The organism is Ensifer sp. ZNC0028 (genome assembly GCF_000799055.1).
In the GTDB taxonomy this organism is placed as follows: Bacteria; Pseudomonadota; Alphaproteobacteria; order Rhizobiales; family Rhizobiaceae; genus Ensifer.
Genome location: NZ_JTLA01000089.1, coordinates 17,804 through 29,387 on the forward strand (window position 1 = coordinate 17,804; position 11,584 = coordinate 29,387).

Genomic DNA, 11,584 nt, shown 5'->3' on the forward strand with positions numbered 1-11,584 from the left:
TGAACCCATGTCTGACCGTATCTACAACGTGCTCTTCCTGTGCACGGGCAATTCCGCTCGCTCCATTCTCGGCGAAGCCATCCTCAACCGGGAGGGGAAGGGCCGCTTCCGCGCCTTTTCGGCGGGCAGCCAGCCCAAGGGGCAGGTGAACCCCTATGCCATCCGTGAGCTTGATGCTCTCGGCTATGCGACGGACGGCTTGTCGTCGAAGAGCTGGGATGTGTTTTCCGGAGCCGAGGCACCGCAGATGGATTTCATTTTCACGGTCTGCGACAGCGCCGCTGGGGAAGCCTGCCCTGTGTGGATCGGCCATCCGATGACGGCACATTGGGGCATCGAGGATCCAGCCGCGGTCGAGGGCAGCGACGCGGACATTCAGAAAGCGTTCGCCCAGGCTGCAAGATTCCTGAAGAACCGGATTACGGCTTTCATCAACCTGCCGATGGCTTCGATCGACCGCATGGCGCTGGAGCGTCATCTTCGCGAGATCGGCAGCATGGAAGGCTCGACCGGGCGGAGTGCGTCCTGATGCCGGCCTTCGAGCGCTATCTGACCCTTTGGGTCGCTCTGTGCATCGTTGTCGGCATCGCGCTTGGCCATCTCCTGCCGGGTGTGTTCCAGGCCATCGGTGCGGCCGAGATCGCCAAGGTCAATATTCCTGTCGCGATCCTCATCTGGTTGATGATCATCCCGATGCTGATGAAGATCGACTTTCGAGCCCTTTCCCAGGTGGGGCGCCACTGGCGCGGCATCGGCGTGACGCTCTTCATCAACTGGGCGATCAAGCCTTTCTCGATGGCGCTGCTGGCCTGGTTGTTCATCGGCTGGTTCTTCCGTCCGCTGCTGCCGGCAGACCAGATCGAAAGCTATATGGCCGGCCTGATCATCCTGGCCGCCGCGCCCTGCACGGCGATGGTTTTCGTCTGGTCGAACCTGACGAAAGGGGAGCCGCTGTTCACTCTGTCGCAGGTCGCGCTCAACGATGCGATCATGATCGTCGCCTTTGCGCCGATCGTCGGGCTGCTGCTCGGGCTTTCGGCGATATCGGTACCCTGGGCCACCCTGATGCTCTCGGTGGGGCTCTATATCGTCATCCCCGTCATCATTGCGCAGGCGCTTCGCGCGCGCCTTGTCGCCAGAGGGCCGTCCTCGGCGCTCGACCGCTTTCTGGCGAAGCTTCAGCCAGTCTCGCTTGCCTCGCTGCTGGCGACGCTGGTGCTGCTCTTCGGCTTCCAGGGCGAGCAAATCATCGCCCAGCCGGCAGTCATAGGCCTGCTCGCCGTGCCGATCCTCATCCAGGTCTACTTCAACTCCGGGCTTGCCTATCTGCTCAATCGGATCTCGGGCGAGAAACACTGCGTGGCCGGTCCCTCGGCACTGATCGGTGCATCGAACTTCTTCGAGCTCGCCGTTGCCGCCGCCATCAGCCTGTTCGGCTTCCAGTCGGGTGCAGCGCTTGCCACCGTCGTCGGCGTGCTCATCGAGGTGCCGGTGATGCTGTCGGTCGTCTGGATCGTGAACAGGTCCAGGGACTGGTACGAGCAAGCGCCGGCGGTGGCCCGGAATTCCGTCTCGAAAGGCGCATGAGCGATGGAGGCGAGCGCTGCGTGTCGCGCTCGCTGGACAACCCTTGATATATGCGCCAATGATGACGGATGGACGAAATCGTCATTCGGGCGCACAGGCATAGCGCCAACCATCGAGCGGAAATCGAAGCGAGCCCGTCCTGCGGATGCTTCTATTGTTGCGAGATCTTTCCGGCGGCCGAGATCAATGAATGGGTCGACGATGGCACAACGGCGATCTGTCCCCGTTGCGGCATCGATTCCGTCATCGGCAGCGCCTCAGGCTTTCCTGTCACGACGGTCGAATTCCTGGCGCGAATGAGACGCTATTGGTTTTGAGCGTCGAGGCGGCAGCAACGCCAGACGATCTACAGCCTGCCGCCATCACGGCGCAGTCTGTTTGCCGGGCATAGATGGCGAGGCCTTGCGGTGATCCCGGTCGGATCAGGCCTCGGCCTCGTGGCAGACTGCCTCGATGTTGTGGCCATCCGGATCGAAGACGAAGGCGGCGTAATAGTTGGCGTGGTAGCGCGGGCGCAGGCCTGGCGCGCCGTTGTCCTTGCCGCCCGCCGCAAGGGCTGCGTGGTAGAAGGCGTCGACCTGCGCACGGGTCCTGGCCATGAAGGCGAGGTGAAGATGCGCCGGCTTTTCCTCGGTCGGGTACAGGCAGAGGGAGGACTTGCCGTCCGAGCTGATCTCGATGCCGGGCGTGTAGCGGGCGACGACTTCGACACCGAGCGGTTCGAGCGCCTTCAGGTAGAAGGCCTCGCTGGCCGCATAGTCGCTGACACCGAATTTGACGTGGTCGAACATCGCGTTCTCCTGTGCGGGTTTTGACGTGTGCTGGCGAGGCGGCGCATTTGCGGCCAGGGTTTGGCTGATACCCCGATGGCCTGTTGCAGGCAACCGTAGCTCCTTGGGGGCGCATCGCCGAGCGCCCGGGGCCCAATGTCTTGTCGCGCGCCGCGTCACACGGCGCACACCTCCCGCACGCAGGTCCGCAGCCAGCGGTGCGCCGGATCCGCATCCAGGCGGGGGTGCCAGAGCAGCGAGATGGTGATTTCGGGCAGGGCGACGGGCAGGGTAAAGGTGAAGAGATCCTGGCGCAGCGTCCCGGTGTAGCGCTCGGGCACGCTGGCAACGAGATCGGTGGCGCGGGCGAGCGCCAGCGCCTCGGAGAAGCTGCCGACGGAGGCGGCGATCGGACGGCTGAGACCGGCTGCCTCAAGGGCGTCGTCGATCGGGCCGGTGTCGTTGCCACGGCGCGAGACGTGGATGTGGCGGGCTTCAGCGTAGCGGGCCGACGTGATTTCGCCTGTGGTCAAGGGGTGCCCCGGGCGAACCACGCCGACGAAGCGATCGTGGAAAAGCGCCTGGGCGCGAAGCTCCGGGCCTGTGTTCTCACCGACAACGCCGGTTTCGAGGTCGACGTGGCCCTCGCGAAGCGGACTGCTTTCCCGGTCGAGCTTCTGCACGAAACGCAGGCGCACGCCGGGTGCCTCGCGCGCGACACGAGCAATCAGCGCTGCGCCGAAGTTTTCGACGAAACCCTCGCGGTTCCGGAGGGTGAAGGTGCGCGTGAGCGTCTTCAGGTCCAGGTTTTCGGCCGGGCGAAGGCAGGCTTCGGCCGCTTCGACGATGGGGCCGGTGAGCGTACGCAGCTCCAGCGCCCTTGGGGTCGGAACAAGGCCACGGCCGGCGCGCACCAGCAGCGGGTCGCCGGTCGCCTCGCGCAGCCGAGCCAGCGCCCGGCTCATGGCCGAGGGGCTGAGCCGCAGGCGCCTGGCGGCACGGGCGACGCTGCCTTCCGCAAGCAGCACGTCGAGGGTCACGAGCAGGTTGAGATCCGGTCTGGTCATTGCCCTTCATAGCATGAGTTCTCGTGAGATGTGGCGTCAAACGCACGAATGAAGTGTAAATGCTGCGACTTCCGCCATATGAGGCTGAGGTCTAATTTTTCGGAGAACCGACCTTGGAGGGTTTTCCGATGATGCCATGCCCGCTAATGCCCGCCCCGATTTTCCCGTCTGACCGGACGTCGTTGCCGCATGTTTTGATTCATGAAGGCGCGCTATCGCCTTGTTTTTCCGCGATTTCCCGCGCTGCAAATGGGCATCGTAAGGCATCGCTCGCGGGAGGTGGCCGATGAGCGCTATCGGGCCTGCCAAGGCTTGCGGCGCGCCGGTTCGCTGGGTGATCGCCAGCCTGTCGCTGTCGATGCTGCTCTCGTCTCTTGGCACCAGCAGCGCCAATGTCGCGCTGCCGGCGCTGGCGGACGTTCTCGACGTCTCGTTCCAGGCGGTGCAATGGGTGGTGCTTGCCTATCTGCTTGCCATCACCACGCTGATCGTCAGCGTCGGGCGGCTCGGCGATATCGTCGGCAGGCGGCGGCTGCTTGTTGCCGGCATCGCGCTTTTTACCGCGGCCTCGACGCTTTGCGGCCTGACGCCGGGCTTTGCGCTTCTGGTTGCGGCCAGAGCTGTACAGGGCGCCGGCGCTGCGATCATGATGGCGCTGACCATGGCCTTTGTCGGCGAGGCCGTGGCGAAGGAAAGGACCGGCAGCGCCATGGGACTGCTCGGCACCATGTCGGCCATAGGCACGGCGCTCGGGCCATCGCTTGGCGGTGCGCTGCTCGCCGGCCCCGGTTGGCGGGCGATTTTCCTCGTCAATGTTCCGCTGGGGCTCGTGGCGCTCGTACTTGCCCATCGGTATCTGCCCGCAGACCGAAATCTCGAGGGCAGGGAGCGCCCAGGCTTCGATGTCGCCGGCACCTTGCTGCTCGCGCTTTCGCTCGGCGCCTATGCGCTGGCGATGACGATGGGGCGGGGCAGCTTCGGGACGCTCAACGTCGCGCTGCTTTCTGTCGCTGCCGTGGGGCTTGCGCTGTTCCTGCTGGTCGAGGCCAGGGTAACCTCACCGCTGATCCGGCCGGTGATGTTGCGCGATCCGGCCTTGAGCCGCGGGCTCTCGACCAATGCGCTGGTCTCGACCGTGATGATGGCAACGCTGGTGGTCGGGCCGTTTTATCTGTCGCGTGGGCTGGGGCTCGATGCGGCGATGGTCGGGCTCGTCCTCTCGGTCGGTCCGGTCATCTCGGCCTTTGGGGGCGTTGTTGCCGGCCGCATCGTCGATCGCCTGGGCGCGGGCTCGGTGGTCACGGTCGGGCTGGCGGCGATGGTTGCGGGCTGCGCCGCGCTCGTGCTGCTGCCGGGGATCTTTGGCGTTGCCGGCTATGTCGCGGCGATCGCGCTTCTGACGCCCGGCTACCAGCTGTTCCAGGCGGCCAACAACACGGCGGTCATGGCGGATGTCAGCGCCGACCGGCGCGGCGTCGTTTCCGGCCTGCTCAACCTTTCGCGCAATCTCGGCCTCGTCACCGGCGCATCGGTCATGGGCGCGGTCTTCGCCGCAGCGGTTGCGGCAAGCGATATGGTCGGAGCCGCACCGGCGGCGGTCGCATGGGGCATGCAGCTAACCTTTGCAGTCGCCGGGCTGTTGACCGTGGCTGCGCTGGCGATCGCCATTGCGGGCAGGGCGCTACGCGGAGTGCGCGCACAACGGGCTGTGACCCCGGGACCAGGGGGAGAACGGTGATCACGCCGGCCGGGCGAAATCGGCGCGGCGCCGCTCAGCGATCGGCGCCCGGCAGATTGCGCCACGCGTGCGAGGTGAGGCTGTAGCTCTGGTGCAGGATCTCTTCGCCCCTTGAGCGGGAGGTCTTCCGCATGGCCTGCTGCGGGCGAAAGCCGAGCTTGAGCAGCACCTTGCCGGAGGCGGGATTGTCGGCCGCGTGGCCTGTTTTCAGCCTCGCGAGCCCGAGCTGCTCGAAGGCGAAGGCCACCACCGCTTTTGCCGCCTCGAAGGCGTAGCCCTGGCCCCAGCTCGCCTTTTCCAGCCAGTAGCCGAGTTCGCCTTCTTCGCCGTCGATCCCGTCAAGATCGACCAGGCCGATCATGCGGCCTTGGCGCTCGATGGCAAATCGAAAGGCCGTGCCGGCGATCCACTCCTGCGGGTGCTCGGCGAACCAGCCGGTCATGTCGTCGAGATCGGGCGGGAACTGCGCCATGCGCAGCATGCGCGTGACATCCCAATCCGACTGGATCTCGAAGGCGCGCTGCGCGTCGGCCGGCGTTGTCGGGCGCAGGAGGAGACGATCGGTCGCCAGCGTGACCGCCGGGCGATTTCCGGTGTTCGTCGCGGCTGGCTTCATCGTCGTGGCCTCCCATCGATCTGGGCTGGTCGCCAGACTTTACCGCGTTCAGGCGGCCGGCAAGCGCTCGAGCCGGGCGCGAAGCGTTTCGAAATCCGGCACGAACCAGATGGATGTGCCCTTGTTCGTCTCGCGCACGAAATCGGTCAGCGCCTTGCTGGCTTCGAGCCGGGCGCTGATATCGCCGACAATGGCGAGCCGCATGCGGTAGTTGACGAATTTCTGGAACACTTCGCCGGCGACGCGGGTCGAGAGATCGAGAAAATCAGGGCCCAGCCGCTCCACCGGGACCGCCAGCAAGTCGGCCTCATGCGCCCAGCCGTCGCCCAGAAAATCATTGGCGTCGCCCGGGGCTGCAAGCAGGGGGCCATTGTCAGCGCAGTGCAGGACGCGCGCGGTTCCGATTTCGATGAGCTGTGTCATGCGCCAAGAAGTAGGCTGCAAAGCCCAGGGTTGCAAGGGCGCGCGTCTCTTGTCCTGCCGCCGGGGCAGGTTGCCTTCGCCGCGGGCAAGATAGCCGTTCAATTCGCAGGATCCGGCAGGCCTCGGTGATCGGGCGAGAGTCGATATATTCCTAGAAATATATCGGTCTGCATAAAAGCTGATTGGCCTCCGCAAGTTACGCTGAAGCGGCGCTTGAGAATTTCTGGCGAAACCGGCTCTTGTTTCCTGTCAATTTGACACAGATCAATGACCCCTTCTGTTTCGCATTTACTCTGGGGTCCGGTGAAAATCTGTCATCGGCCGGTCACGGGATTGATTTTTATTTCCGGTGGCGCATCTTACCTTGGATTGTGTTGGGGGACGCAGGAATGCCGGAAGTCGTTCAGGCACAGCCGATCGAAAAGTCGCCGCGCTCGCGACGCGCGGAGCTGATCACCTTCTTCGTGCTCGCCTTCGGCATCTGGCCGATCGTCGCCGTCGGCATCGTCGGCGGCTATGGTTTCCTCGTCTGGATGCTGCAAATCATCTTCGGCCCGCCGGGCCCGCCCGGGCATTGAGGGCGAGCCATGAAGGTCGAACCTCTTTCACGCCGTGAACTTTTTACCGGCCGCGCTGCCGCAAAGCCGGTCCGCATCCGCCCGCCGGGTGTTTCGGAACTGAGCCTTGCCTCTTGCACCGGTTGCGGCGCCTGCGTGGAACGATGTCCCACCGCCATAATCCGTCTTTCGGACGGTCTTCCCTTCGTCGACTTTTCGGGCGGCGAATGCACCTTCTGTGGCGCCTGTGCGCAAGCCTGTCCGGAGCCTGTTTTCGAGGCGATGGACGTGCGGCGTTTTCCGCATGTCGCCGCTGTTACCGACAGCTGTCTCGCGCGGCGCTACGTTGCTTGCCAGTCCTGCGGCGAAAGCTGCCCGGAGCAGGCGATCCGCTTTCGCCCGCGCATCGGCGGGCCGTTCCTGCCTGAGATCAACGAAGACCGATGCACCGGCTGCGGCGCCTGTATTAGCGGCTGCCCGGTGAGTGCGATTGCGGTGAAGGCATTGGAATTGGAGGTGGCTCATGTCTGAGGCCGCAACGGCAAAGGCGGGCACGCCCTATCACATTTCGAGCGCCGTGGTCGCCACGATGCCGCAGAGCACCGAAGCGATCCTGGCGACGCTCGCGGACATGGAAAACGTCGAAATCCATGGCCATGGCGGCGGCAAGATCGTCGTCGTCATCGAAGGCAGAAGCACGGGCGCGCTCGGCGAACGGCTGACGCAGATCTCGCTCATCGACGGGGTGATCTCGGCCAACATGGTTTTCGAGCATGTGGAAATGGAAGAGGAAGGGCAGGAGCCATGAGCGGAGAACTGACGCGGCGTGACATTCTGAAGGCCCATGCGGCCGGCATCGCCGCCGCCACGGCCGGCATTGCGCTGCCCGCCGCCGCACAGCCGGTGCCGGGCGGCGTCAACGCACTGGAGATCAAGTGGTCGAAGGCGCCCTGTCGCTTCTGCGGCACGGGCTGCGGCGTCATGGTTGGCGTGAAGGAAGGCCAGGTGGTCGCCACCCACGGCGACATGCAGGCGGAGGTCAATCGTGGCCTCAACTGCATCAAGGGCTACTTCCTCTCCAAGATCATGTACGGCAACGACCGCCTGACGACACCGCTCCTGAGGAAGCGCGGCGGCGCCTATGCCAAGGACGGCGAGTTCGAGCCCGTCAGCTGGGACGAGGCCTTCAACGTCATGGCCGAGCAGGCAAAGAAGGTGCTGAAGGAGAAAGGCCCGACGGCCGTCGGCATGTTCGGCTCCGGCCAATGGACGATCTTCGAGGGCTATGCCGCGACCAAGCTGATGCGGGCGGGCTTCCGCTCCAACAACCTCGACCCCAATGCCCGCCACTGCATGGCGTCGGCCGCGGTCGCCTTCATGCGCACCTTCGGCATGGACGAGCCGATGGGCTGCTACGATGATTTCGAGAACGCCGATGCCTTCGTGCTCTGGGGCTCGAACATGGCGGAGATGCACCCGATCCTGTGGACCCGCGTCGCCGACCGGCGCCTCGGCCAGCCGCATGTGCGCGTCGCGGTGCTTTCGACCTTCACCCATCGCAGCATGGATCTCGCCGATATCCCGATCGTCTTCAAGCCGGGCACCGACCTCGTCATCCTCAACTACATCGCCAACCACATCATCGAGAGCGGCAAGGTCAACGAGGACTTCGTCAACAAGCACACGAAGTTTGCCCGCGGCGTCACCGACATCGGCTATGGGCTCAGGCCCGACAACCCGGTCGAGGTCAATGCCGCCAACTCGAAGGACCCCGGCAAGACCGAGCCGATGGATTTCGAGGCGTTCAAGGAATTCGTTTCCGAATACACGCTGAAGAAGACCGCCGAGATGACCGGCGTCGATCCGGAGTTCCTGGAGCAGCTGGCCGAGCTTTATGCCGACCCGAGCCGCAAGGTAATGTCGCTCTGGACCATGGGCTTCAACCAGCATGTGCGTGGTGTGTGGGCCAACCAGATGGTCTATAACCTGCACCTTCTGACCGGCAAGATCTCCGAGCCCGGCAACAGCCCGTTCTCGCTGACCGGCCAGCCGTCTGCCTGCGGCACGGCGCGCGAGGTCGGCACCTTTGCCCATCGGCTGCCGGCCGATATGGTGGTGACCAACCCCGAGCATCGCAAACACGCCGAAGAAATCTGGCGCATTCCGCACGGTATCATCCCGGAAAAGCCCGGCTACCACGCCGTGCAGCAGGACCGGATGCTGAAGGACGGCAAGCTCAATTTCTACTGGGTGCAGGTCAACAACAATGTCCAGGCAGGCCCGAACACCGCCAACGAGACCTGGCAGGGCTATCGCAACCCGGACAATTTCATCGTCGTTTCCGACGCCTATCCGACGATCACCGCAATGAGCGCCGACCTGATCCTGCCCGCCGCCATGTGGGTGGAGAAGGAAGGGGCCTACGGCAATGCCGAGCGGCGAACCCATGTCTGGCACCAGCTGGTGCAGGCGCGCGGCGAGGCGCGCTCGGACCTCTGGCAGATGGTGGAGTTCTCCAAGCGCTTCACCACCGACGAGGTGTGGCCGAAGGAAATCCTCGACGCCAGCCCCGAATATCGCGGCAAGACGCTGTTTGAGGTTCTGTTCAAGAACGGCGAAGTCGACCGTTTCCCGATCACCGACGTCAGTGCCGAATACGACAACAACGAAGCCAAGGACTTCGGCTTCTACATCCAGAAGGGGCTGTTCGAGGAATATGCCACTTTCGGCCGCGGCCATGGCCACGACCTGGCGCCCTACGACACCTATCACGAGGTGCGTGGCCTGCGCTGGCCTGTCGTCAACGGCCAGGAGACGCGCTGGCGTTACCGCGAGGGCTTCGACCCCTATGTGAAGCCGGGCGAGGGCGTGAAGTTCTATGGCAACAAGGATGGCAAGGCGATCATCCTTGCTGTGCCCTACGAGCCGCCGGCCGAATCTCCCGACGACGAATACGATACCTGGCTGGTGACCGGGCGCGTGCTGGAACACTGGCACTCGGGCTCGATGACCATGCGGGTGCCGGAACTCTACAAGGCGTTTCCGGGCGCGCGCGTGTTCATGAACGCGGAGGATGCGCGCAAGCGCGGCATCAACCAGGGCATGGAAGTGCGCATCGTCTCGCGGCGCGGCGAAATCCGCTCGCGCGTCGACATCCGCGGCCGCAACCGCATGCCGCCCGGCGTCGTCTTCGTACCCTGGTTCGACGCCAGCCAGCTGATCAACAAGGTTACCCTCGACGCCACCGATCCCATCTCCAAACAGACGGATTTCAAAAAATGCGCGGTCAAGATCGTTCCCGTCACCCTCTAGGGTGGATGCGGCTCACTCGGGCCGTGCAGTCTTTTTGTCGTGCGGCGTTCGTGGACGCGGCAACGCTTCGCACCTCTGCTGGAGTTGACCGGCGACGGCCGGTCTGGATGGCCCTTGCAGCCGGGCTGATGGTGTTCGCCACGACGGCGGCCGTCGCCCAAGTGGCGGAAAAGCTGGTGCCGCAGCTCGAAGGGCCGACGCCGCAGATGGCGACGGAGGCGGCGGCACCGCTGCCGAAATGGGTGGTCGACGACAAGCGCAAGATGCGCGCCTATCCCGACCAGCCGCCGGTCATTCCGCATTCGATCGAGGGCTATGAGCTTTCGGTCAATGCCAACCGGTGCCTGTCCTGTCACAAGCGTGAGTTCACCCAGGATTCGGGCGCGCCGATGATCAGCGTCACCCACTACATGACGCGCGACGGGCAGATGATCGCCGACGTTTCGCCGCGGCGCTACTTCTGCACCGCCTGTCACGTGCCGCAGGCCGACACCAGCCCGCTGGTGCCGAGCAATTTCAAGGACATGAGCGAACTGGGCTTCAAGCCGGCCGGAAGCGAGTGACGATATGATCGGTTGGATCAGGACAATCATCCTCTGGGCCTGGGGCATCATGAAGACGCCGGCGGGGACGCTCGGCCTCGGCTTCCTCACGCTCGGCGGCTTCGTCGGCGGCGTCATGTTCTGGGGCGCCTTCAATACGGCGCTGGAGCTCACCAACACCGAGAAGTTCTGCACCTCGTGTCACGAGATGCACGACAACGTCTACCAGGAGCTGACGCGTACCATCCACTTCTCCAACCGCTCGGGCGTGCGCGCCACCTGTCCGGACTGCCACGTGCCGCACCAGTGGACCGACAAGATCGCCCGCAAGATGCAGGCCTCGAAGGAGGTCTGGGGCAAGATCTTCGGCACGATCAACACCCGGTCGAAATTCCTCGAAAAGCGGCTGGAACTGGCGCAGCACGAATGGGCGCGCATGAAGGCCAACGACAGCCTGGAATGCCGCAACTGCCATTCCTCCGTCGCCATGGACCTGCAGAAGCAGACGCAGCGCGCGGCCGAGATCCACACCCGCTATCTGCTGTCGGGCAAGGCGACCTGCATCGACTGCCACAAGGGCATCGCCCATGAACTGCCCAACATGGAAGGCATCGATCCCGGCTGGAAGATGCCGCCGGAACTGGAAGGCAAGAAGATGGCGGGCCAGACCCCGATCGACGATCTGCGGCAGGCGATGGCGGACCTGCACATGCAGGCGCAGTAGGCGAGCGGGGCCGAGGTTTTCGGCAAGACACCACAGCGTTAACAGAGGGCCATGCCGGCGCGGCGTGGCCCTTTTTTGTGACCGGCGCCAACATCGCCCCCTCATTCCTGTGCTTGTCACAGGAATCCAGCCGCGTCCGCGTCCGCGGCGCGAGGGATTTTTCCCACCAAGCCGGACGTTCACGTGCCAGGACTGCATTTCCCGCCGTGCCGACGCACGGCTGCTGGATCTCTGTGACGAGCACAGAG

Annotated in this window: 14 protein-coding genes; 10 read left to right on the top strand and 4 right to left on the bottom strand. The window is 64.4% G+C overall.

Going from position 1 to position 11,584, the window contains the following annotated elements; all coding sequences use genetic code 11:
• The first annotated feature begins 7 nt into the window (after positions 1-7).
• From L981_RS20390 to L981_RS20400, 3 genes are all read left to right on the top strand, one after another.
• Positions 8-529: an arsenate reductase ArsC gene (locus L981_RS20390; protein WP_043620218.1), complete on the top strand. Its 522-nt coding sequence runs from the start codon at positions 8-10 to the stop codon at positions 527-529.
• Positions 529-1,587, top strand: coding sequence for an ACR3 family arsenite efflux transporter (gene arsB / locus L981_RS20395; protein ID WP_043620221.1), 1,059 nt, complete (start codon positions 529-531; stop codon positions 1,585-1,587). The genes L981_RS20390 and arsB overlap by 1 nt, the downstream gene beginning before the upstream one ends.
• 68 nt (positions 1,588-1,655) lie before the next feature.
• The gene (locus L981_RS20400) at positions 1,656-1,904 is read left to right on the top strand and encodes a cytoplasmic protein (RefSeq protein ID WP_245281674.1); all 249 of its coding nucleotides are present in this window, start codon (positions 1,656-1,658) and stop codon (positions 1,902-1,904) included.
• A 105-nt stretch (positions 1,905-2,009) separates the two neighbouring features.
• Here L981_RS20400 and L981_RS20405 read toward each other — a convergent pair whose 3' ends face one another.
• Both L981_RS20405 and L981_RS20410 read right to left on the bottom strand, forming a co-directional pair.
• Complete coding sequence (locus L981_RS20405; protein ID WP_043620224.1) at positions 2,010-2,378, bottom strand: VOC family protein; 369 nt, start codon at positions 2,376-2,378, stop codon at positions 2,010-2,012.
• 155 nt (positions 2,379-2,533) lie between these two features.
• The gene (locus L981_RS20410) at positions 2,534-3,424 is read right to left on the bottom strand and encodes a LysR family transcriptional regulator (protein WP_043620227.1); all 891 of its coding nucleotides are present in this window, start codon (positions 3,422-3,424) and stop codon (positions 2,534-2,536) included.
• A 286-nt stretch (positions 3,425-3,710) separates the two neighbouring features.
• On the opposite strand from L981_RS20410, the gene L981_RS20415 reads away from it, so the two are divergent.
• On the top strand, positions 3,711-5,162 hold the full coding sequence (locus L981_RS20415; RefSeq protein ID WP_052201903.1) for an MFS transporter: 1,452 nt from the start codon (positions 3,711-3,713) through the stop codon (positions 5,160-5,162).
• 34 nt (positions 5,163-5,196) lie between these two features.
• Here L981_RS20415 and L981_RS33365 read toward each other — a convergent pair whose 3' ends face one another.
• Both L981_RS33365 and L981_RS20425 read right to left on the bottom strand, forming a co-directional pair.
• Positions 5,197-5,778: a GNAT family N-acetyltransferase gene (locus tag L981_RS33365; RefSeq protein ID WP_052201904.1), complete on the bottom strand. Its 582-nt coding sequence runs from the start codon at positions 5,776-5,778 to the stop codon at positions 5,197-5,199.
• 48 nt (positions 5,779-5,826) lie between these two features.
• Positions 5,827-6,201, bottom strand: a complete 375-nt coding sequence (locus L981_RS20425; protein WP_043620230.1) for a DUF4180 domain-containing protein — start codon at positions 6,199-6,201, stop codon at positions 5,827-5,829.
• A 389-nt stretch (positions 6,202-6,590) separates the two neighbouring features.
• Here L981_RS20425 and napE point away from each other — a divergent pair, with 389 nt between their 5' ends.
• The 6 genes from napE (at position 6,591) to L981_RS20455 (ending at position 11,336) form a co-directional block, all read left to right on the top strand.
• Positions 6,591-6,779: a periplasmic nitrate reductase, NapE protein gene (napE, locus tag L981_RS20430; protein ID WP_043620233.1), complete on the top strand. Its 189-nt coding sequence runs from the start codon at positions 6,591-6,593 to the stop codon at positions 6,777-6,779.
• A gap of 9 nt (positions 6,780-6,788) precedes the next feature.
• Positions 6,789-7,289, top strand: a complete 501-nt coding sequence (gene napF / locus L981_RS20435) for a ferredoxin-type protein NapF (RefSeq protein WP_043620236.1) — start codon at positions 6,789-6,791, stop codon at positions 7,287-7,289.
• A complete protein-coding gene (locus L981_RS20440; RefSeq protein WP_043620239.1) occupies positions 7,282-7,566 on the top strand; it encodes a chaperone NapD in 285 nt (94 codons plus the stop codon). The genes napF and L981_RS20440 overlap by 8 nt, the downstream gene beginning before the upstream one ends.
• Positions 7,563-10,070 (top strand): periplasmic nitrate reductase subunit alpha, encoded by a 2,508-nt coding sequence (gene napA, locus L981_RS20445; RefSeq protein ID WP_043620242.1) that lies wholly within the window; start codon positions 7,563-7,565, stop codon positions 10,068-10,070. Before L981_RS20440 ends, napA begins: the two co-directional genes overlap by 4 nt.
• Before the next feature lie 107 nt (positions 10,071-10,177).
• Positions 10,178-10,633 (top strand): nitrate reductase cytochrome c-type subunit, encoded by a 456-nt coding sequence (locus L981_RS20450; protein WP_043620245.1) that lies wholly within the window; start codon positions 10,178-10,180, stop codon positions 10,631-10,633.
• Positions 10,634-10,637: 4 nt separating this feature from the next.
• On the top strand, positions 10,638-11,336 hold the full coding sequence (locus tag L981_RS20455) for a NapC/NirT family cytochrome c (protein WP_043620248.1): 699 nt from the start codon (positions 10,638-10,640) through the stop codon (positions 11,334-11,336).
• Positions 11,337-11,584: the final 248 nt, after the last annotated feature.